We start from the raw sequence: 20,904 nt of genomic DNA on the forward strand, positions 1-20,904 counted from the left end.
TCCGCGTTCGACCAGCTCAGAATGGGTGAGCAGTCCTGGCAGCGGTAGATCTGCCGCAAGGTTCGCGGTGAATCCGCCGAAGGGTTCATGGTGGATCTGCCGGACTGGAGAAGGGCTTCCCGCCAGAGGCTGAATTCTCATTCCTTCCACAGGCTCTGTTGACCCGACCGTGTGCGAAAATCGCACCATGGGAATCGGCGGGGAGTGGGCGGACATGGGCGACCGCGTCCGCGAATGCAGGCTGGCGGCCGACCTGTCGCAGGACCAACTGGCCGCGGCGGTCGGCCTCGACCGTACGATGATCGCCAAGATCGAGGCAGGGGTACGCCGGATCGACGCGTTGGAGCTGGTCAAACTGTCCGAGGCGCTCGATGTGCCCCTGGACTTCCTCCTCAGGCCGGCTCAGCAGATCATCTCCCGGCGGGCCGAGCTGACCGACGACACCATCGCCGATGTGACTCGCCAGTCCTATCGGCTGGAGCTGGCACTGTCCGCCTGGCTGGCAGATGTGCGGCAGCTCGCAGAACTCGGGGACCTGATCACACCTCCCGTGCGCCGCTATCCCGGGGCTGTGGACGACATGCTGGGTGCGAGATCGGCGGCCAGATGGGTGCGGGACAGTCTCGACCTGGGCACGAGACCGGTTGACTCGCTCATGACGCTCTGTGAGCGGATGGGGCAACTCGTCGCCGTGGTCGCGACTCGCGGGGACGGCGCGTCGCTCGTGGACGGCGACGTGGCGGTGGCCGTCGTCAGCAGTCAAGGCGATCCAGGGCGTCGCCGGGCGACCGCGGCCCACGAACTGGGCCACCTGATCGTCGGTGACGAGTATTCGGCCGATCTGGGTGTCCATACGTCCCGGGCGGAGCGAGAGCAGGTCATCGACGCCTTCGCGGCCGAGCTCCTCCTTCCTGCGGGCGTCGTGAAGGAGCGCGCCGGGGAGTCCGCCGCTCCCATCCGAGACGTTCTCCTGGTGCTCGCCGCCACCTACCGGACCTCGTGGTCCCTGACGGTGCGGCAGGCGCTCGAGGCCGGGGCGGTGGACAGAGAGGCGGCGAAGGAACTACGACGACGGAACCCTACTCGAGCAGAGCTGATGGAGGCGGTGGGCTGGACACCCCAACCGGACCTGGAGTCCGTCCGGGTGCCTCCGAGCTACGCGCATGCCGTCTTCCAGGCCCTGAAGAAGAACTTGATAACGACCTCCAGGGCGATCGAGCTGATGCGCGGTCAGGTCGAGGAGGGCGATCTCCCTGCGGGGGACGACCGGGACATCGAGCCGTGACGTCATCCGCCGACCAGGTGCTCATCTTCGACGCCACAAGCCTCAGTCACTTCTCCCGAGCTGAACGGCTGGACGTTTTGCGTGACCTTCTCGCCGGACGCCCATGCCTCACTACCCGGGTGGTCCACGAGGAGCTTCGTGCCGGTCTTGGAACGTTCCCGACTTTACGACAGGCATTGGAAGCCGAGTGATTGGGGATGGCGGAACTGTCCACACTGCAGGAACTCGAATGCTTCGCGCGCTGGGTCCGGCGTGTCGGCTCGTCTGGCCGTGATCTGGGGGAGGCAAGCGTATTTTGCGCGGCTGAACTGCTCGGCGGGATCGCCATCACCGACGATCGCGATGCCACTGCCGTGGGCAGGGCCTATGGCCTGGAGGTGCACGGGACGATCTGGCTTCTCGGCACCGCCTGCCGGGAAGGCAAGCTCACACAAGTGGGCGCGGAGAACCTCGTGGACGCCCTCCGCGCGACAGGCATGCGCTTACCCTGCTCAGGATCGACGTTTCTCTCCTACGCCCGTCGCCATCGACTCTGCTGACGACGGCGACTCGGCCTGGTGGGAGGCTCGCTACGCAGGCCGCCCGACACCTGATGGAGGCACTCATGGAGTCCACCGTTTGGCCGGTCTACAGCCCCTTTGCCCGTCAGCATTACGGGAAGGGTCTCGAAGCCGGCCGCGCGGAAGGCCGTGAAGAAGGTCGCGAGGAAGGTCGCAGAAGGGGCCGGGCAGAGGGTGAGGCGAGGGCGGTGCTGACCATCCTGGAGGCGCGGGGCATCCCGGTCTCCGATTCCGACCGCGCTTTCATCAGGGCCTGCACGGATTTGGCTCTGCTCGACGAATGGGTACGGCGCGCCGCCACCGCGACCTCCGCCGCCGACCTGTTCGCCGAGGAGTCCTGACTCGTCTGCCGTGGAACGGCACCGGCTCTATTCCTGCCGCGGTGAGCGGGAGGACCTCCCCCTGGCCGTGTAGGCGGCGATCGCGACCAGGAGGGCCGCGACGAGCTGGAGGATCAGATGCTCCTTCGCGACGGTGTCGGTGATGAACGTCCGGACGGTGCGGTTCACGAAACCGTGGTCGACGACGCCCTGCAGAACTCCCGCGATGAGGGAGAGCCGGGCGGCGGCGAGGAACTCCGGTCGCCCGCGGGCCGGGCGGACGCCGAGCAGCAGCATGACGAGCAGAGTGGGCAGGTAAGTGGTGACCGCCTCGGCCCGGCCGAGGTCGAGCACCACGAGCACGGTCGCGGCGGCGCCGAGGAGGAACGCGACGAGGGCTCGGGTGTCGCGTCGCTGCTCGATGCCGCGGACGACGAGCAGGCAGAGGCAGGCGGCCGTCACCACCGTCGCTCCCCACCACTGCTGCGTCTCCCCGGGGTCGTAGGCGATACGTTCAGGAGAGGCCAGGTGGGCCGCGATCACCGCCACCGCGATCAGGCTGACGACACGCTCCCCGAGCCGTGACCATCGCGTCGTCTCCGGCGGACCCTCCAGCATGACGACCGCGAAGACGAGCAGGGTCGCGGCCGCTGCGATCCACACGCTCCAGGCGCTGCTGTACTCGTCCGAGTAGAACGCGAGCAGCCCCAGCATGACCGCGCCCAGGCCGACGGCGAACCCGAGGGTGATCTCACGAGCCCGTCCCTCAGGGGCAAGCAGTCCAGCCCCGAGGGCGGCGGCCACCAGCAGCCACTGCCAGAGCGTGGCGATCGGGCTCAGCCATGGGAGCGCCGCGCTCGCCAGCAGGAAGGCCGCCAGAAGGGCGGGCACCCGGAGGTCGAGGGCTCGGTCGCGCAACCGGAGCGCCCCGAGGACTCGGTTCCGGATCCCCGCCGTACCCTCCGACGGGGTCGGCGACGACGGCGTCGCCGCGGCGGAAACGGATGACATGGCCCGTCCCGCGGGGGGCAGCGTGGCCGGAAGCGGTTCCGGGCGGGGTGACGCGACCGATCGGCCCGGCATGTCTTCACCAGGGGCGGTGACCACCCCCCGGGACCGGTTCGGCGCGGTCGTCCGCGGGGCGGGTGGATGCGGACGGAGCGGGCTCGCCTGGGGTGGCCCGGACAGAGGTCGCGGGAGGTGGAGACTTCAACGGCTCAGGCTGTGGCGCGGAGGGCGGGAACGTCGACGGCGATGCCGGTGCGGCTGTCCTGCCGGTGGCGAGGGCCTCGGCGGCGGCCGTGGACACGGTGCGGCTGTCGTCGTCGGCGAGCTCCTGCAACGCCAGCCGTGCCGCCAGGGCGAGGCCCTCGTGCCGGGTCCCCAGCAGGCGCCGCAGCTCCTCGACCGCCCCGGCACGGACCCGGGGAATGGAGCTGTCGATGACCGCCTGGAGCTCCGCCGGCAGGGGAGAGGGCACGGTGACGGGGCGGGCGCGCCGCGCGACGTAGAGATCGCCCTGCAGGTCGAACGCCCACCTGCCCGGGGTCTGACCCGGTGTCGTCTGCCGGACCTTGTCGTAGACGTAGTCGTACAGCTCGTCGATGCCGACGTAGCCGTCCTGGTCGCGGTCGGCGTCCCCGGACTCCAGCCCTTCCACGAGGGCACGGGTGAACACCGACGGCGCCTGCTCCTGGGCGTCGGCGAGCTCGGTGCCGTCGAAGGCGTACTCCATCGCGTTCGACGCCGTGATCACCACCCGGCCGCGACCGCCGAACTGCTCCTCCACGTGCACGCCCATGCCGGCGCGCGGCACCGCGCCTCGTGCCCACGCTCCCGCATAGCAGCAGTCGAGCAGCAGGATCATGCGCCTGGACCGGCTGCGGCTCATCCTGCGGCTGACGAACTCGGCCGAGACCGCGGTCGCCCCCAGGCGGTTCAGCTTGGTGGTGGGCGTGGCGAAGTACAGCTCGCCGTTGTCGTCCTTCACGCCGTGGCAGGAGAAGTGCAGCAGCAGCACGTCGTCCGGGGCGCGGTCGGTGAAGAACTCTTCGACCATCTCGCTGACCACGTGCGTGGGCTCGTTGAGCAGCGTCCGTACGTGGAAGCCGCCGATCGCCGGATCGCCGAGCACGCGGGCCAGCGCCTCCGCGTCGCGTGCGGGAGCGCGCAGCCGGCGCAGCCCCGGATCGCGGTACTCGTCGCCGGCCACGATGAGAGCGCTCCGGGTCCCGGCGGGGGCGCGAACGGCCTCATGCCGCCGCACCCAGAGATCGGTCAGCCGGCGTTGCTCACCGGACGGCACACCGGTCAGCTCGATCGCGTCGCCGTCGATCGTGAGCTTCGCCGACCGGTGCTGGTCACGGGTCAGCCAGGCCGTCACCGCGCTCACGACCGCGGCGAGCAGTTCCGTGCCCGCGAGGGAGACCACCAGGCCGCCGAGGGAGAACGACAGGACCGCCCTGGCGCCGGGTGGCGGTGGCGCCCCCCGCTCGGCCTCCGCCGCCACCACGTCGATCTCCAGCAACTCCGCACGGAGCCGGGCCGTCAGGTCCTCCAGTTCGTGGGGGTCGGCGTTCTCCTCTGCGATCTGGATGGTCAGCCGGGTCGTTTCAGCGGCCATTGCGGCTCCCTTGCACGGGCCGGTCCCTGCCGATGCAGTGTCGGCCGCGCAACCCGGGGGAGGAAACAGCGCGGTCCACTCAGCGGACCGGGTGTCAGGTGCGGCCGAGATTGCGCGTGATCTCCCTCGACGCACGCAGCACGAGTTCGGTGAGCCCGGCCGGCACCGCCGGCCGCACCGCGAGCGCGCTGACCGACGCGACGATCTCGCCGTCCGGGCGCCGGACCGGTACGGCCACGCAGCAGACCCCGGGAAGGACCTCCTGGTGATCGACGGCGACCGAACCCGACCGGCGGGCGGCCGCCTGGGCCCGCCGCCATTCGGCGAGCGTGAACCCCGGCGGCGCGGTGTCGCCGTCCGGTCTCCGCATCAGCAGCACCCGGCCCGCGGCGGTCGCCTCGGCCAGCTCGGAGCCCGGCAGGACCGGCGGCACCTCCCTGATCTCTCCCCGCGCCGCCGTGATCACCCTGATCCGGCCCTCTTCCAGCACGGTGAGGAATGTGACGGTCGTGGTCAGCGCGGACAGCAGGCGTACGGGTTCGCGGGCGGCGGCCTGCAGCCGCGGGTCGGGCTGCCACGCGGCGCCCAGGCGGGCGAGCCGCGGCCCCACGAAGTAGCGCTGCCCGTGCCGTTGCACCACGCCGAGGTTCGCGAGCTGCCGGAGCAGGCGATAGGTGGTCGCCTTCGGCATGCCGGCGTCGCGGGCGAGTTCGGACAGACCGGCTCCCTCCTCGGCCGCCGCCAGGACGTCGAGCAGGTGGAACGCCCCTTCGAGGACGCCGCGTCCGTTCAGCGTCCCGGATCGAAGCGCCGGTTCCCGGCCGGGACCGGCGCCGGCGTGGTCCCGCACGTCCATGGGAACTCCCCTCCCGAGGCGGTTACCAGGAACTCGCGGACGAGGAGTCCGCCGTTACCGCCGGGACCGCCAGAAGGGTGTCACCGGCCGGAGGGGCGGGGGAGCAGGGCGGGGCCGGGGCGCCAGTCGCCGAGGTAGCTCCCGGGGTGTGCTCGGCGGCCTGCTCGGGGTGAGCTGTGGCCGGTTCTCGGGGACGGGGATCGCGGCGCCCGGACCGACGTTGTGGAACTCGCCGAACCGCGCGTCCTGCCAGTGATACCCGGAGGTCATGTCCACGTACGGCGTGGCCGCGTCGATCGAGGAGCCCATCCAGGTCTCGCGTACGACCAGCGACGGGAGGGCGGTCGGGTCGCTGCTGGGCCGCCAGGGCCGGGCCAGGCCGAAGGACGCGTCGGCCGCGGGCCCGTTGATCACGCATCGCACCGCCAGATAACCGCGCGGGTTGGCGGCGGCGGTGCTGGGCGCGAACACGAAACCGTACGGACGGAACGTCACGTCCCTGGCCAGGGTGCTCAGCTCGCACCGTTCGAAGACGGCGGTGGCGCGGCCGAAGACGAAGTCGACGTCCCCCTCGATGTGGCACTCGCGGTAGTACTGCCGGGCGAAGGAGGCCAGTGCGCGGGTATCGGCGTACAGCGTGTCCTGGTGGCCGAGGAAGCGGCACCTCTCGAAGTACGACCGGTCGCCCATGACCTTCGCCGCGACCGCCTGGGTGCCGGTGATGTCCGGGTGGTCGGCCCGCAGCCAGTCGTTGGCGAACGTGACGTGCGCGGCGGTGAAGCCGTCGGCCTGGATCGTGGTGGTGGCGCTGCCGCTGGTGCCGTACGTGCCGCCCTCGGGCTTGGGCGTGCCGGCCGCGTTGTCGTAGACGATCACCACGTCGCGAGCGTCGCCGGTCGCCCCCAGGAAGCACAGGCCGGTCTTGGCCTGTGGCACGAGGACGGTCTCCCGGTAGGTCCCCGCCGCGATCACCAGGGTCCAGCCCACGGCGGGGGCGTCCGGGGTCGCGTCGACGGCGGCCTGGACGGTGGTGTGGTCGCCGCGTCCCCCGGCGTCGACGTAGAGCGTGCGGTCGTTCAGCCGGTGGCGGGGCGAGCCGTACCGGCCGAAGGGGAGCACGTGGGCGGCGCGTGCGGGCGACGCCACCGCGAGTCCGAGGACCGCGGCGGCTCCGCCGGCCAGCACCTGCCGCCGGCCGATCAGGGGGGTGAGGGACGACATGACGGCTCCTCTGGTCATGTATGTGAATCGATTTCCCAAATGCGAACACACTGCGAACAGCAGCACCGTAAGATCCGCCTCCGGCCCTGTCAACGACGGCCGGAAAACGGCTGGGGCGGCAGTGACAAGCCGGTGTCAAGTGATCTCCAAGTCGGATCGGACAGCATGGCCCGTCTTTCCTGAGCAACGACTTCCGTGAACAACGAAAAGGACCCCCGATGAGATGGACGGCGACGCTGCTGAGCGCCACGCTGCTCGGCAGCCTGCTGACCGCCCCTCCGGTGCTCGCGGCCCCCGCTCCCATGACGGCCCCCACCTCCACGTCGGCCGCCGCCAGGCCGGCCTCTGTCGTCAAGACGGCCGTGGCCAGGGTCAAGGCGAGCCCGGCCACGAGAACCGGCGCCTGCCCCACCACCGTGGGCTTCTCCGCCGTGGTGGCGGCCAAGGGCAAGGGAACCGTGCGCTACCGCTGGGTGCGCGGCGATGGGAGCAAGGGCGCGATCAGGAGCTTCCGCGTCAACGGTGCGCGCAAGGTGGTCGTGCGGGACCGGCAGACGTTCGACCGCAGCACCTCCGGCTGGCAGGCCGTGGAGATCCTCGGCAAGAAGGGACTGTCGGCCAAGGGCCGCTTCGACGTCCGGTGCACCGGCGCCGTCGTGATCTGGGACACCGCCCACCCGCTGCCCGCCGGGCCGGGCGCACCGCTGGTCGCCGCGGCCGCGGTCAGCGCGAGCCCGGCGACCTACCGGGGCGCCTGCCCCACGACGGTGACGTTCACGGGCACCATCCAGGTGTCGCGTACGCCCGCCAAGGTCTACTACCGGTGGATCGACAGCGGCACGGGGGAGGGCCGGCTCGAGTCGCTCTTCTTCGCGGCCGGCGGCCCGCGCAGCCGCCAGGTCACGCTCCCGCTGGCCGTGGGCAGCTCGACCGCGGGCTGGAAGGCCATCCGCATCGTCAACGCCGGCGGCCGCGACTCCGGGCGGGCCGCCTACACCGTGACCTGCACGACCACGCCGCCGACCTCGCCGAGCCCGTCGGCTCCGCCCAGCCGGTCGCCCAGCCCGTCGCCTTCGTCCAGTCCGTCCACGAGCCCGAGTCCTTCGGCAAGTCCGACGCCGCCGCCCGTGCAGACGCCGGTGCCGCGGATCACCGACCTCACGCCCGGTGACTACGAGGGCAGCTGCCTCGAGCCCGTCGCGTACCAGGCCACCGGCCAGATCTCGCTCCCGGCGGGCGCGGCGCAGAGGGTCGAGTACTGGTGGAGCCTCGACGGCTCCGCGTGGCAGCAGCAGTTCGCCGACTTCCCCGCCGGCGACCAGCCTCGCGTGCAGAACGTGTCCGCGACCTGGAGCCTCGACTCCACCCGGAGCGGCTCCCACACCATCGCGCTGCAGGCCGAAGGCGGCCCCGCCCAGCCGGCCCAGCGTACGTTCACCTTCACGTGCGTGGCCGAGGGCGGCGACGCCACCCTGACCGTCGAGTACATGCTGACGCCTCACTTCAAAGGCGAGTGCGACGGCTCGTTCCCGATGCGGGCCAGCGCGATGGTCCTGACGGACCGCGACGCCGAGGTCACGTATCGCCTGGTCGTCGACGGCAAGCCGGGCGTGCTCAGGACGGCCCAGCTCAAGCCCGGCGTGCGGAGCACGATCGGCGACTTCTGGTACGGCAACGCCAGGTCCAGCGGTTCCGGCGTCGTCCGCCTGGAGATCCTGAACCAGAACAAGCCTGTCAAGCAGGCGCCGTACAGCTGGACGTGCGTGGCGCCGGACCCGTCGCCGGGCACGGTGCAGATCACCGAGATCGAGTCGGTCGGCTACTACGGCGACTGCGTGGTCGCCCCCTACGTGACGGCTTTCGGCGAGTTCAAGGCGCCCGCGGGGACGGAGATCACCTACCGCTGGGTGGTCGACGGCGTAGCCCAGCAGACCTTCACCCACACGGTCCCCGAGGGCGGCGTGATAGGCATCCAGGCCTGGTACTGGACGCGGGCCGAGAAGACCGACGGAACCGTCAAGATCGAGGTGTTGAACCACAACAAGCCGACGGCGCAGGCGGCCTATCCCGTCAACTGCCAGGGCTGACGAAGAACCAGGGCACGCCGTTGGTCCCCCGCCGGCGTGCCCTCGGCGCACGGCCCGGCCTCGCGGGCGGCCGTGCGCCATCGCTGTAATTTGAAGTGTGGATCCACGGAGGCGGGTGCCGCGCACCGACGCCGTGCTGGCCGATCCGCGGCTGGTCGCCGCCATCGAGCGGCTCGGCCGTCCGGCGGTCAAGGACGCGGTCGCGTGCGCGCAGCAGCGGGTGCGGCAGGGCGAGATCGAACCGGAGGACGTCGCGGACGTCGCGCTGGCGGCGCTGCCGCGCCACGCCACGAGCCTCCGCCCTGTGATCAACATGACCGGCGTGCTGCTCCACACGAACCTGGGCCGTGCGCCGCTGTCCGCGGCCGCCGTCGAGGCGGTGACGGTGGCGGCGGGGGGCGACCGACGTGGAGTTCGACCTGGCCACGGGGGCGCGGGCGCGCCGGGGGCGGCGGGCGCGGTCGAGGCGCTCGCCCGGGCCGTGCCCGACGCCGGGGGCGGCCACGTGGTCAACAACAACGCCGCCGCCCTCGTGCTGGCCGCCACCGCGCTCGCCGCCGGGCGGGAGATCGTGATCAGCAGGGGCGAGCTGGTCGAGATCGGCGACGGTTTCCGCATTCCCGACCTGCTCGTGTCCACCGGCGCACGGCTGCGCGAAGTGGGCACGACCAACCGCACCGCCCTGGCCGACTACCGGGACGTGATCGGGCCGCAGACGGGGTTCGTGCTCAAGGTCCACCCGTCGAACTTCCGGGTCGAGGGCTTCACCGGCTCGGTCGAGGTGTCCGAGCTGACCGGGCTGGGGGTGCCCGTGGTCGTCGACATCGGCTCAGGGCTGCTGGAACGCGATCCGCTCCTGCCCGAGGAGCCCGACGCCGCGAGCGTGCTGCGGGCCGGCGCCGACCTCGTCACCGCGAGCGGCGACAAGCTGCTCGGCGGCCCGCAGGCGGGCCTGCTGCTCGGCCGCCGCGACCTCGTCGACCAGCTCAGGCGTCACCCGCTCGCGCGTGCGCTGCGCGTGGACAAGCTGACGCTGGCCGCGCTCGAGGCGACGCTGCGGGGCCCGGAGCCCCCCGTACGCAGGCTCTCCACGCCGACCCGATCACCCTCGGGGAGCGCGCCGAGGCACTGGTCAAGGCGCTGTGCCAGGCCGGCGTGGACGCGGCGGCCGTGCCCGCGCAGGCGACCGTGGGCGGGGGCGGAGCCCCGGGAGTGCGCCTGCCGAGCACGGCCGTGAGCCTGCCGGAACCGCTGGCCGCACCGCTGCGGCGGGGAGAGCCGCCGGTCGTCGGCCGGGCCGAAGGGGGCCGCCTGCTGCTCGACCTGCGCGCCGTGCCGCCGGAGCGGGACGGCGAGGTCCTGGAGGCCGTCCTGAAGGCGGCCGGCTGATGCACGTCGTGGCCACGGCCGGACATGTCGACCACGGGAAGTCGACGCTGGTGCGGGCGCTGACCGGGATGGAGCCCGACCGGCTGGCGGAGGAGCGGCGGCGCGGGCTCACGATCGAGCTGGGCTACGCCTGGACGACGCTGCCCTCCGGGGAGCGGGTGGCGTTCGTCGACGTGCCCGGGCACGAGCGGTTCCTCGGCACGATGCTCGCCGGGGTCGGACCGGTGCCCGCCGTGATGTTCGTCGTCGCCGCCGACGAGGGGTGGATGCCCCAGTCGGAGGAGCATCTGGTCGCGGTGCGCACCCTCGGCGTACGGCACGGCCTGCTCGCCGTCACCCGCGCCGACCTGGGCGACCCCGCGCCCGCGCTGGAGGACGCGCGCGACCGGCTGGCGGCGGCGGGGCTGGGCGACGTGGAGGCCCTGGCGGTGAGCGGGCGCACCGGCGAGGGCCTGGACGGGCTGCGCGCCGCCCTCGACCGGCTGGTGGCGGCGCTGCCCGCGCCCGATCCGCGGGCCCCCGTACGCCTGTGGATCGACCGGGCGTTCAGCGTGCGCGGCAGCGGGACCGTCGTGACCGGCACGCTGCCCGCCGGGCGCGTCGAAGTGGGCGACGAGCTGGAGCTGGACGGCGAACCGGTGCGGGTGCGCGGCCTGGAGTCGCTGAAGGAGCACGTCGAGTCGGTCACCGGGGTCGCGCGGGTGGCGCTCAACCTGCGCGGGCGGATCGCGCCGCAACGCGGGCACGCCCTCGTCACGCCCGGCGCCTGGACGACGACGAGCCTGGCCGACGTGCGCGTGACGATGGCGGAGGGCGCGCGCGGACCCCTGCCCGCACGGCTCACCGCCCACATCGGCTCGGCGTCGGTGCCGTGCGAGGTGCGCCCGCTCGGCCCGGGAGACAGAGGGGGCGGCGGCCCGGCTGCGCCTGGCCCGGCCGCTTCCCCTGCACCTGGGAGACGCGCTGCTGCTGCGGGACCCGGGCCGGGGGCAGGGCGAGCTGCGGGTGCTCGCGCGGGCGACCGTGCTCGACGTGCGGCCCCCGGAGCTGCGCCGCCGGGGGGCGGCCAGGGAGCGCGCCAAGGCGCTGGCGGACGCGTCGGCCGACGCGGCCTCCCTCCTGCGTACGCACCTGCTGCTGCGCGACGGCGAGCTGGTCGCGATGGGCTGCCCGCCCGAGGGACGGCCGGTGGCCGCCGGCTGGCACGCCGACCCCGATCACTGGTCGGGGCTGTCCGCCCGGCTCCCCGAGGTCGTACGGCGGTACGCGGCCGACCACCCCCTGGAGCCCGGGATGCCGGTGGAGGCCGCCCGCCACGAGCTGGGCCTGCCCGACCGCCGGCTCGTGACGGCGCTCGTACGGCCGCCGCTGACGGTGGCCGACGGGCGGATCACCACGACGGGCCGCGTCGTGACCGGGACCGCGGGGCTGCCCGCTCCCGTCGCCCGGGCGGTGCGGGCCCTGCTTGACGACCTGGCCAAGGCCCCGTTCCAGGCGCCGGAGGCCGGGCGGCTGGCCGCGCTGGGGCTCGGGCCGCGCGAGCTGGCCGCCGCCGTACGCGCCGGGGCGCTGCTGCGGGTGGCGGAGGGCGTCGTGCTCGCGCCGGGCGCGGACGCACGCGCGGCGGCGCTGCTGGCCCGGCTGCCCAGCCGTTCACGGTCAGCCAGGCCAGGAGCGCGCTCGGCACCAGCCGGAGGGTCGCGGTGCCGCTGCTGGAACACCTCGACCGCAAGGGCCTCACCGAGCGGGTGGACGAGGTCCACCGCCGCTGCCGGCCCGCCACCGTCGAGCCGTAGCGCCCCGTGGCGGCCCGGCGCCGCTCGCGGACTCCGCGAGGGCGCCGGGCGCGTGGGAGACGCTCACGCCTCCGGGACGTCGCGCTTGCCGGCGGCGGGGTTGCCGGGGTCGACGCCGAAGCTGATGATCCGCTGCGGATGGACGCGGATGATCGGGCCGGCCAGCGGGGCGTTCGAGTCGGTGGGCTCGGCGAGCGCCTCGCCGCGCCCGCGTATCTCCAGGCACCGCACCTGCCAGGGATCGACGGACGGGACGTCGTCCACGACGAACGCCACCTTGCCGTTGGCCAGCACGTTGCGGAACTTGCGGCTGGCCGCCATGTCGCGCCCGCCGATGTCGATCGTCCCCAGCTCACGGTTGTAGCGGAACCCGACAGGGCTCACCTGGAGGGTGCCGTTCGGGTGGAGCGTGGCCAGGCGCCCGATCCGCTGGCCGTCGAGGTACTCGATTTCGCGCTCTGTGAAGATCACGGCTCATCCTAATCAAGTGGTTGATTGACATTTGTCATTCAAGCACTTGATTGGCTAGGGTGCGCGCATGGCTTCAGCAGCGCGGCGCGCACCTCAGGAGCGGGGGAAGGCGGCGGAACGGACCCGCGAGCGGATCCTGGAGGCGGCGGTCGAGGAGTTCGGCGCGAAGGGGTACGCCGGAGCCCGTACGGCCGCCATCGCGGCGCGAGCGGGGGTCAACCAGCAGCTCATCTCGTACTACTTCGGCGGTAAGCAGGGGCTCGTCGAGGAACTGCGGCGCAGGTGGGCGCGGGCGCAGCAGAGCGTGACGCCGCCCGGTGCGACGTACGCCGAGAGCGTGGCCGCCCACCTCGACGCGACGCTGGACAACCCGGACTGGTCCCGGCTCGTGGTCTGGCAGGCGCTGGGGGACAGCGCGGCCTCCGCGGGCGACGACGAGTGGGCGGCGGCGCAGCGGGCCCGGCTGCGCGAGGCCGTCGAGCGGACCCGCCGCCGCCAGGAGGAGGGCGAGATCACCGGTGATCTGGACGCCGAGTTCGTCCTGCTCGTCGCCTACGCGCTGGCCTTCGCGCCCATCGCGCTGCCCCGGATGGTCGAGGGGATCGTCGGCGTCGATCCGCTGTCGAAGGACTACCGCGAGTGGGTCGCCGGCCAGCTCGCCGCGATGACGAGAAGAGACTCATGAGCAGGATGGTCCTGTTCTCCGCCTAACGGCTCGATCGTCTAGCGGCTCGATCGCCTACCGGCCCGCCGCCGAGCGGATCGGCACGTGGCGGCCGGGCATCGAGCGCTCGGCGGTCCGGCTCGCGGACTTCGGCGTCGAGGTGTTCGGCTTCGACACGCTGCGGCGCATGGACCCCGACGGCCGCCGGGCAAGCCCCCAGCGTCCCGACTTTCACGTCCTGGCTCTGATCCGCTCCGGGCGCGGCCGGCACACGGCGGACTTCGTGGACCATCCGCTGGGTGAACGCACCGTTGTGTGGATCCGCCCCGGCGTGGTGCACCGCTGGACCGACGTCGACCGGGTCGACGGGTCCCTCGTGCTGTTCGAGCAGGACGTCCTTCCCCCGACGGGACCCGCGGCGCAGGCCGCGGCCGACGTCTTCGCCCCTGCGACCTGGCGGGCCGGCGAGGACGTCTGGCCCCTCTGCCTGGCCGCCGCCGACCACCTGGGCAGGGAGTACGCGGCCGCCCTGACGGCTCCCCAACCGGCGTCGGCGCCGATCCTCGCCCACCTGCTCGCCGCGCTCGTGCTGCGGGTGGTCCCCGAGAGGGGCTCCGCGCCGGGCTCCGACGGCCCCGAGCACGAGGTGTTCCGCCGGTTCCGGGCCGCGGTGGAACAGTCGTTCGCCACCTGGCACCACGTGGCCGACTACGCGGGCCCGCTCGGTTACACGCCCCGCACCCTCACCCGGGCCACCCGCGCGGCGGCCGGAGTGGGCGCCAAACAGTTTCTCGACCAGCGGATCCTGCTGGAGGCCGAACGGCTGCTCGCCCACACCGACCTGTCCGTCGCGCGGTGTGCGCAGCGGCTGGGCTTCGACGATCCCGCGAACTTCACCACGTTCTTCCAGCGTCAGACCGGCCTGCCGCCCAGCCGATGGCGGGACGGGCACAGCGGCCGTCACGCCCTGAGCTCGCCGCCGAGGGGAGAGGAGGGGTAGCCCGGCACCCCGCCGCGTACCCTCCACGGCTCGTGGACCAGGTCGTCGGGCAGCGACGCGAGCTCGGGGACGTAGCGCCGCACGTACTCCCCCTCCGGGTCGAACCTCCTGGCCTGCCGCAGGGGGTTGAGCGTGCGGTAGGGCCGGGTGTCGTTGCCCGTTCCCGCGACCCACTGCCAGTTGCCGCAGTTGTTCGGCATGTCGCCGTCGAGCAGCCACTCGGCGAAGTGCTCAAGCCCGGCCCGCCAGTCGATCCCGAGCCGTTTGGTCAGGTAGGAGCCGGTGACCAGGCGCACCCGGTTGTGCATCCAGCCCTCGGCGCGGAGCTGGCGCATGCCCGCGTCCACGATCGGCACCCCGGTCGCGCCCTCCCGCCAGGCGGCCTCCGCCTCCTCGTCGCGCCGCCACTCCACGTCCCTCGGCCGGTAGTCGCGCCGGCCCATGTCCGGGAAGGCGTCGACGACCTGGTAGTGGAAGTCGCGCCAGCACAGCTGCCTGACGTATTCCTCGCCGCCGGGCCGTTCACAGGCGCGGTGGACCACCTCCGACGGCGACACGCAGCCGAAGTGGAGATAGGCGCTGAGCATCGAGGTGCGCCCCGCCATCCGGTCGCGGGTCTCGGCGTAGGAGGCCAGGCCGTCGCCCACCCACCGCTCCAGCCGCCGCCGTGCCTCGCTCTCCCCGCCCCGCACGATCCCGAACGGGTCGGGGGACGCCTCGGTCAGGACGCCCGGATCGATGCCGGGCGGCAGGCGCAGGCGGTGGGGCGCGCCGAGGACCGGCCGCCTCGCGGTGGCCGACCAGGCCCGCCAGTACGGCGAGAAGACCCGGTAATGGCTCCCGCCGCCGGGTCGCAGCGCGCCGGGGGGCACCACGGTCACCCCGGGGAAGAGGCGGAACTCCAGCCGGTGGGCCCGGCACTCCTCAGCCAGGCGCCGCTCCCGCCGCCGCGCCAGCGGGCTGACGTCCTCGCTCGCCCAGATCGCCGACGCGCCCGCCTCCCCGGCCGCCCGTACGGCGTGCGCCACCGGGTCGCCATGCCGTACGACGAGGTCGCCGCCGAGCGCGCGCAGGGACGCCCGCAGGTCGTGGAGGGACGCGTGGAGGAAGTCGCGTCGGTGCCGGGCCCCGATCGCGGGGTCGAACACGAACAACGGAACGACGTGCCGGGCCACGGCGCACGCCTCGGACAGTGCCGGATGATCATGGATTCGCAGGTCTCGGTTGAACAGCACGACGACGGTCTCCACGCGTACCTCTTCGCCGCCGATCAGCCCGATGGTTGCGGCTGCCGAGTAAATCGCGAGATCGTTTCGTCGGGCGGTGGGGGCTGCTTCACGCCGAGACCGGTCGTGCGCGTCCTGTAATGCCGAAAAAGCATGGAAAGCTGGTTATTCCCCGGAAATATGAAGGCTATTCACATCGGATGTGGCGATCGGATGAAGGGCGAAAGTCGGGCACGGAAACCCTGTCGCAGCCGATGTGTCCGATGCGTGGAAAGAGAATGAAAGGCCAGGTCATCCGGCCCTCGAAGAGGAGAGGCGGGGTATGAGCCGCGACTTCTCCAGACAAGTCGGGAGACGATAACGGCGCCGCGTCTGGGCCCCTTTCGGATGACCATATCGGTGTTATTTGCGGCTTATCCTCAACTCACGATTTCTCTGGTTCTTTTCCTTCCCAACACAACGCAGTCAGTCTAAGATCTCGTTCTATGTATCGGTATGCATCAAGATTTCCTGTTAGGCAAGTGCGCAGCCTAAGTCGCAGTGATGCTCTGGCCGAACATGACGCCGTCGTCATCCTCACCCTGCCCCGGTGCGCATGAACCCGCCCGTCGGGGATGTGACGCTCGACCCCGGCCGGGGGATGGCATGGGTGGACGAGCACGGCGCGCACCTCGTCGACTACGCCTCGGGCCACCTCGAGTCCGGCCCCATGCTCGCGGCGGTGATCGCCGCGCTGGAGTCGTGCGCCGCCCGCGAACGGCCCGGGAACGTTTCAGACCGGGCCTGGCTGCTGTCCGCGCTGCGCCGTGAGGTCGCCACCGGCCCGGGGCGGGGATTCCTGCCCGGACCCGGTCCCGGCGGGCCCGACCACCTCGCGGTGCGGCGCGCGTGGCGCCTGGCGGATCCTCTGGGCGCGGAGACGCTGCTCCTGCTCTACCGCCACGAACTCCCGTTGCGGGATCTCGTGTACGTGCTCGCCCTGCCGCTGAAGGAGGCCGGCAGGCTCATCGCGCGCACCCAGGACGTGGTGGAGATCCTCGTGAGCGGGCTGGACGGCCTCGCCCGGGGCCGCCCGATCTGCCCGGAGATCGCGCCGCTGGCCGCCGCCGTCTTCCCGGACGAGCACGGCGAGGCGGCCGACTTCGGCGCCGCCCGTACGGCGCTGCTCCGGCACATCGTGACGTGCGTGGTGTGCAAGCGGCCCATCAACATCCGATACACCGTTCCGCAGATCCTCTCCCGCCCCCCGGTCGCCGATCTCACGCCCGAGACCAGACAGCGACTCCTGGACGCCCTGGACAGGGCCCGGCGCACTCCGGCGGAGCGGACGGGCCACCGGCCTCCCTCGTCGTTCGGCATGCCGCTGTCCGCTCCCGTGGGCACCGCGCCCGTTCCTGCCACCCCCGCACCGGCGCTTCCCGCGTCGCCTCCGGCCGTCCCGCCGTCGGCGCCGCCCGACTCCGGCCTGTCTCCGGTCGTGTCCGGCGAGGAGTCCCGCCCGCCGTCCCGGGAGGACCGGGAGGCCGGGGAGGACCGGGAGGACACCGGACCCGGCCGCCTGCTCCGGCCCGCGCAGCCGGAAACGCCGCGCCCTGCCGGCACAGCGGCGGATGCCGTACCCGAACTGCCGGAGCGCCCGGTGCGGGCCTTCTCGCAGGAGGACACCCAGCCGAGCCTGCCGTGGCCGTCCGGGACGCCGAAGTCACGCGGCACGCAACGGCCCAACCCGTTCCCCGGGCCGTCGAGCGCGAGCCGATCACCCGGGTCCCGGGGCGCGACCCGATCGCCAGGGTCGCAGGGGACGGGCTCGCCCGGGCCAGTCGGGCCGATTGGGTCAAGGGGGTCGCTTGGGTCCCCCGGGCCGGCTGGATCGTCTGGGCCGGTTGGATCCGCTGGGCCCGCTGGATCGGCCGGGTCTCTCGGCTACTTGGGCGCGGCCGGGGCGGCGCGGGGGGCGCACCCGGCCTCCGGAGAGGCCGCCGAACTGCCCCCCGGGCAGGACACGCCTCTCTACAACGCGTTGCTCTCGCAGATCAGGGCCAGGGAGGCCCCGGCGCACGCAGCCGAGGCGGTCCCCGCCCCCGCGCACGTCCCCGATACCGCCGACGCGGTCGGAAAGGCCGACCTCACCGACCGGCCGGTCGCCGGTGCGCAGATCAGGATCATCGAGGTCCTGGCCCGGGTCGGCACGCTCCTTCGGGCGACCGCGTTACGGATCGTCATCGTCGTCATCGCGGGGGCCGCCGGGACCGTGACGGGGATCAACCTCTTCGCTCCCGCCTCCCAATCCCAGAAGGGATCGCTGGAGGCGAGCGTCGCGCAGGCGTCCGCCAATCCCACGGGGACGGGCGCGAACCCGTCGGCGACCGGACGGACGGACGGCGCGGCGGTGGGCGGCACCACGACCGGTGGGACCGCGGCGGGTGGTGCGGCGGCGGGCGAGGGCGCCACGAGCACGGCTTCGGGCACGCCGCAGACCACGGTGACCGCGACCGCCGCCGGAGGCGCCGCGCAGCCCGGCGGACAGAGCACCGCGGCCGGAGGCGGTGCGCAGCCTGGCGGACAACAGGGCACCGCGGCCGGGGGTGCCGCGCAGCCCGGCGGACAGGGCGCCACCTCGGACACTCCCGCATCCCCCGGTGCCTTCCTGATGGGGAACTGGGGCGTGCAGGCGCCGTCCGTCATCACACTCGACGCGTTCGGGAGGGGCACCATCACTCTCTCGACGACTTCCGGAAAACCCGTGAAATGGCGGATATCGGCGCCCGGCCTGGTGGTCGAGCCGTCCAGTGGAACGCTCAAGCCCGGGCACACCGACGTGCTCACCGTGCGCGCGTTGCGCGTCCGCTACTGGTGCGGGGTCCCCTCGCCCGTGACGGCGCCGCTCGAACTGCACGGCCCGAAGGGCAAACGCACCGCCACCGTGCGATGGAGCACCTGCTGACCGCCCCTGTTTCCTCCCGTCCTCGGTGAAAGGACCCGCCCATGACCGAGATCCGCACCCCGGTGCCCACTCCCGCCGAGCAGTTCCCGGAGAGCGTGCCTCTCACGGCCGAACACTTGTTGACCAACCGCCGCATCGAGCCCACCGGCGGCTGGCGGCGGCTCGTCTACCAGCTCTCCGGCGGCCGGATCATCCCGTCGGAGTCGGCGGCGGAGCTGGAACGGCGCACACTGATCGCCCAGGCCCAGACGCCCGTCGCCAGCGGTCACCACAGGATCGCGGTCATGAGCCTCAAAGGCGGGGTGGGGAAGACCACGACGACGGCGGCGCTGGGCAACACGCTGGCCTCGCTGCGCGGTGACCGGGTGATCGCCATCGACGCCAACCCCGACCGGGGAACGCTCGGCATCAAGGTCAAGTCGGAGACCGCGGCGACGATCCGGACTCTGCTGGCCGAGGCGCCGCACATCGTCCGGTACGCCGACGCCCGCGCGTTCACCTCGCAGTCGTCCGCCCGGCTGGAGGTGCTCGCCTCCGACACCGACCCGGCCGTCAGCGAGGCGTTCAACGCCGAGGACTACCGTACGGTCGCCAATCTGATCGAGCGCTACTACTCGATCTGCATCACCGACTGCGGCACCGGGCTCCTGCACGGCGCCATGGGCGCCACGCTGGAGCTCGCCGACCAGATCGTGCTGGTCACCATGGTGGCGGTGGACGGCGCGAGCTCGGCCGCCGCGACCCTCGACTGGCTCACCGCCCACGGCCACGGCCACCTCGTCAAGAACGCCATCGTCGTGCTGAACGCGGTCGAGCCGAAGTCAGACGTGGACGTCGACCTGCTCGAACGCCACTTCGCCGGACGCTGCCGCACGGTGGTGCGGGTGCCGTTCGACCCGCATCTGAAGGAGGGCGCGGAGGTCGACCTGGCGAGGCTGCGGCCCACCACCCGCGGCGCGTACCTGCGCCTCGCCGCGGCCGCCGGGCAGGCGTTCTCACAGCGGCCAGACCGGAGCAAGTAGTGGGACCGGTCATCCCCGATCCGGCGCTCGACTGGGACCTGGGACCGCCTCGGCGGTGGGATCCCCGGCACCTGATCGTCGCCATCACGGGGGTCGTCACGGTCATCGCCGTCGCGGTGATCGTGCTGCAGACCCGGCACACCGAGGCGCCGTCCACGCCGGCGCGCGTCACCGCGCCGTCGGTCGCGCTGGCGGCGCCCGCCGGTCACGAGGGCGACGGAGGCTACCCCGTGAGCTTCCCCCACACCGAGGTCGGGGCGGCGTCCGCCGCGGCCGCCGCCCTGGAGGCCGCCTGGACGCTCGACGTCGGTCAGGCGGAACAGGCGGCCGCGCTGTACGCCCCGCCGGACCAGCGTGAGGCGGCGCGCGAGGGTGCTCGCGACGCCGTACGCGGCTGGCGGGAGACCCTCGGCCTTCCCCCCGAAGGCGACCTCCCCGCCGGGGCGGCTCTGCGGACGCAGACGATCGGCGTCCAATGGAAGGTCCGCTCCGAGGACCAGGTGCAGGTCTCCGTCCTCGTGCAGGTGACGGCGACCACGGGTGCCGGTGCCACCGGACCCGTCTACTCCAGCCCATACGCCATGAGCCTGCTGATGGCGTGGAAACCCGATATGCGCGGTGCGGACAAGGGCGACTGGGTCAACATCCCCGACCCGACGCCTCCGTCCGTACCCGCAGCCGCTCTCCCAGGGACGCCCGAGTTCGCCGCGGCGGGCTGGAAGTCCCTCATCGGTCCCCGGCCCACTCCCTAGATCGAGGAAGAGCCCCTCAATGACCCCCCCGAATGTCCTCCCGGCGTGCCACCCTGGTCTCCGGCCTGCTCCTGGCCGCGGTATCCGCCACCGGCGCGCCGTCGTCGCGCAGCCCTGGGCCGCCGCGGCCGAGCCCGGCCTGGCACGCCCCCCCACCCGATAGAAGGCGCAGCCCCCCCTGGCCGCCGCCCACCTCCCAACGACCCCGCGGACGCCTCGTCGGATTCCTCGTCGTCGGGCGGCTCCGGCGGCGCGGGTGACAGCGCGGATCGACGGCTCCGCGAACGCACCGGGCGACGCCGCGCCCGACACTCAGGCAGTGGACAAAACCGGCTCCGGTTCCTCCGGAGGCTCGTCCGGCACGGCCCATGAGTCCTCGGAGAGCTCCGGCGGTGCGTCGGGTACGGCGCAGGACTCGTCCGATAGCCCGAGTGATTCGTCCGGTTCGACGCCCGACGACTCCTCCGACGGCGCCGCGAACGAACCCGCCAACGAATCCGACGACGCCGGGGACGCGCCGGGCGGTGCCGGGCCCGGCACACAGGCGGCGAACAAGGCCGGGTCCGGTTCATCCGGAGGCTCGTCCGGCACGGCCCATGAGTCCTCCGGCAGTCCCTCCTCCGGCAGTCCCTCCTCCGGCCAGTCCCTCCTCCGGCAGTCCCTCCTCCGGCAGTCCCTCCTCCGGCCA

General features: G+C 72.8%; 18 protein-coding genes and 1 pseudogene. 13 read left to right on the forward strand and 6 right to left on the reverse strand.

What is annotated here, in order from left to right:
• Nucleotides 1-187: 187 nt before the first annotated feature.
• The 3 genes from B1L11_RS11185 (at nt 188) to B1L11_RS11195 (ending at nt 2,186) form a co-directional block, all read left to right on the forward strand.
• On the forward strand, nt 188-1,285 hold the full coding sequence (locus tag B1L11_RS11185) for a helix-turn-helix domain-containing protein (protein WP_079314403.1): 1,098 nt from the start codon (nt 188-190) through the stop codon (nt 1,283-1,285).
• 197 nt (nt 1,286-1,482) lie between these two features.
• Nucleotides 1,483-1,824, forward strand: a complete 342-nt coding sequence (locus tag B1L11_RS11190) for a DUF3368 domain-containing protein (RefSeq protein ID WP_079314404.1) — start codon at nt 1,483-1,485, stop codon at nt 1,822-1,824.
• A 65-nt stretch (nt 1,825-1,889) separates the two neighbouring features.
• Entirely contained in the window at nt 1,890-2,186 is a 297-nt protein-coding gene (locus tag B1L11_RS11195; RefSeq protein WP_079314428.1) for a hypothetical protein, read from the forward strand.
• Nucleotides 2,187-2,213: 27 nt separating this feature from the next.
• On the opposite strand, the gene B1L11_RS11200 is transcribed toward B1L11_RS11195, so the two are convergent.
• From B1L11_RS11200 to B1L11_RS11215, 4 genes are all read right to left on the reverse strand, one after another.
• Nucleotides 2,214-3,083: a hypothetical protein gene (locus B1L11_RS11200; RefSeq protein WP_079314405.1), complete on the reverse strand. Its 870-nt coding sequence runs from the start codon at nt 3,081-3,083 to the stop codon at nt 2,214-2,216.
• A gap of 169 nt (nt 3,084-3,252) precedes the next feature.
• Entirely contained in the window at nt 3,253-4,788 is a 1,536-nt protein-coding gene (locus B1L11_RS11205) for a caspase family protein (RefSeq protein WP_079314406.1), read from the reverse strand.
• Nucleotides 4,789-4,882: 94 nt separating this feature from the next.
• On the reverse strand, nt 4,883-5,644 hold the full coding sequence (locus tag B1L11_RS11210; protein WP_079314407.1) for an IclR family transcriptional regulator: 762 nt from the start codon (nt 5,642-5,644) through the stop codon (nt 4,883-4,885).
• 54 nt (nt 5,645-5,698) lie between these two features.
• Nucleotides 5,699-6,865: a pectinesterase family protein gene (locus B1L11_RS11215; RefSeq protein WP_218671029.1), complete on the reverse strand. Its 1,167-nt coding sequence runs from the start codon at nt 6,863-6,865 to the stop codon at nt 5,699-5,701.
• 218 nt (nt 6,866-7,083) lie between these two features.
• Between B1L11_RS11215 and B1L11_RS11220 the strand changes: the two genes are divergently transcribed.
• The 5 genes and pseudogenes from B1L11_RS11220 to B1L11_RS50325 form a co-directional block, all read left to right on the forward strand.
• Complete coding sequence (locus tag B1L11_RS11220; RefSeq protein ID WP_079314408.1) at nt 7,084-8,952, forward strand: hypothetical protein; 1,869 nt, start codon at nt 7,084-7,086, stop codon at nt 8,950-8,952.
• A gap of 115 nt (nt 8,953-9,067) precedes the next feature.
• Nucleotides 9,068-10,189 carry an L-seryl-tRNA(Sec) selenium transferase gene (gene selA, locus B1L11_RS11225; protein WP_218671030.1) on the forward strand — a complete coding sequence of 374 codons (1,122 nt, stop codon included), beginning with the start codon at nt 9,068-9,070 and terminating at the stop codon, nt 10,187-10,189.
• Complete coding sequence (locus B1L11_RS48075) at nt 10,123-10,341, forward strand: hypothetical protein (protein WP_218671031.1); 219 nt, start codon at nt 10,123-10,125, stop codon at nt 10,339-10,341. The genes selA and B1L11_RS48075 overlap by 67 nt, the downstream gene beginning before the upstream one ends.
• On the forward strand, nt 10,341-11,810 hold the full coding sequence (locus B1L11_RS11230) for a GTP-binding protein (protein WP_256862418.1): 1,470 nt from the start codon (nt 10,341-10,343) through the stop codon (nt 11,808-11,810). Before B1L11_RS48075 ends, B1L11_RS11230 begins: the two co-directional genes overlap by 1 nt.
• Nucleotides 11,811-11,999: 189 nt before the next feature.
• Nucleotides 12,000-12,137: pseudogene (locus B1L11_RS50325) on the forward strand (SelB C-terminal domain-containing protein); the annotation flags it as partial.
• 63 nt (nt 12,138-12,200) lie between these two features.
• Here the strand turns inward: B1L11_RS50325 and B1L11_RS11235 are convergent.
• Nucleotides 12,201-12,608, reverse strand: a complete 408-nt coding sequence (locus B1L11_RS11235; protein ID WP_079314409.1) for a PPOX class F420-dependent oxidoreductase — start codon at nt 12,606-12,608, stop codon at nt 12,201-12,203.
• Between the two features lie 67 nt (nt 12,609-12,675).
• Here B1L11_RS11235 and B1L11_RS11240 point away from each other — a divergent pair, with 67 nt between their 5' ends.
• On the forward strand, nt 12,676-13,293 hold the full coding sequence (locus B1L11_RS11240) for a TetR/AcrR family transcriptional regulator (protein WP_079314410.1): 618 nt from the start codon (nt 12,676-12,678) through the stop codon (nt 13,291-13,293).
• 139 nt (nt 13,294-13,432) lie between these two features.
• A complete protein-coding gene (locus B1L11_RS11245; protein WP_218671032.1) occupies nt 13,433-14,272 on the forward strand; it encodes an AraC family transcriptional regulator in 840 nt (279 codons plus the stop codon).
• On the opposite strand, the gene B1L11_RS11250 is transcribed toward B1L11_RS11245, so the two are convergent.
• The gene (locus B1L11_RS11250) at nt 14,233-15,522 is read right to left on the reverse strand and encodes a deoxyribodipyrimidine photo-lyase (RefSeq protein ID WP_079314411.1); all 1,290 of its coding nucleotides are present in this window, start codon (nt 15,520-15,522) and stop codon (nt 14,233-14,235) included. The genes B1L11_RS11245 and B1L11_RS11250 overlap by 40 nt on opposite strands.
• A gap of 565 nt (nt 15,523-16,087) precedes the next feature.
• Here B1L11_RS11250 and B1L11_RS45075 point away from each other — a divergent pair.
• The 3 genes from B1L11_RS45075 to B1L11_RS11275 are packed head-to-tail and all read left to right on the forward strand — an operon-like array spanning nt 16,088 to nt 20,216.
• Nucleotides 16,088-18,442, forward strand: coding sequence for a collagen-like protein (locus B1L11_RS45075; RefSeq protein ID WP_143737184.1), 2,355 nt, complete (start codon nt 16,088-16,090; stop codon nt 18,440-18,442).
• Nucleotides 18,443-18,483: 41 nt separating this feature from the next.
• Nucleotides 18,484-19,464 carry a MinD/ParA family protein gene (locus B1L11_RS11270; RefSeq protein WP_079314415.1) on the forward strand — a complete coding sequence of 327 codons (981 nt, stop codon included), beginning with the start codon at nt 18,484-18,486 and terminating at the stop codon, nt 19,462-19,464.
• Nucleotides 19,464-20,216, forward strand: a complete 753-nt coding sequence (locus tag B1L11_RS11275; RefSeq protein ID WP_079314416.1) for a hypothetical protein — start codon at nt 19,464-19,466, stop codon at nt 20,214-20,216. Before B1L11_RS11270 ends, B1L11_RS11275 begins: the two co-directional genes overlap by 1 nt.
• The last annotated feature ends 688 nt before the right edge of the window (nt 20,217-20,904 follow it).

Source organism: Microbispora sp. GKU 823, from assembly GCF_002027145.1.
Taxonomy (GTDB): Bacteria; Actinomycetota; Actinomycetes; order Streptosporangiales; family Streptosporangiaceae; genus Microbispora; species Microbispora siamensis.

Coding starts and splice junctions, on each gene's coding strand:
- B1L11_RS11220 (WP_079314408.1), top strand. CDS start 7,084: ATGAGATGGACGGCGACGCTGCTGAGCGCCACGCTGCTCGGCAGCCTG.
- B1L11_RS11190 (WP_079314404.1), top strand. CDS start 1,483: ATGGCGGAACTGTCCACACTGCAGGAACTCGAATGCTTCGCGCGCTGG.
- B1L11_RS11270 (WP_079314415.1), top strand. CDS start 18,484: ATGACCGAGATCCGCACCCCGGTGCCCACTCCCGCCGAGCAGTTCCCG.
- B1L11_RS11240 (WP_079314410.1), top strand. CDS start 12,676: ATGGCTTCAGCAGCGCGGCGCGCACCTCAGGAGCGGGGGAAGGCGGCG.
- B1L11_RS11185 (WP_079314403.1), top strand. CDS start 188: ATGGGAATCGGCGGGGAGTGGGCGGACATGGGCGACCGCGTCCGCGAA.
- B1L11_RS11195 (WP_079314428.1), top strand. CDS start 1,890: ATGGAGTCCACCGTTTGGCCGGTCTACAGCCCCTTTGCCCGTCAGCAT.
- B1L11_RS11210 (WP_079314407.1), bottom strand. CDS start 5,644: ATGGACGTGCGGGACCACGCCGGCGCCGGTCCCGGCCGGGAACCGGCG.
- B1L11_RS11230 (WP_256862418.1), top strand. CDS start 10,341: ATGCACGTCGTGGCCACGGCCGGACATGTCGACCACGGGAAGTCGACG.
- B1L11_RS11215 (WP_218671029.1), bottom strand. CDS start 6,865: ATGTCGTCCCTCACCCCCCTGATCGGCCGGCGGCAGGTGCTGGCCGGC.
- B1L11_RS11205 (WP_079314406.1), bottom strand. CDS start 4,788: ATGGCCGCTGAAACGACCCGGCTGACCATCCAGATCGCAGAGGAGAAC.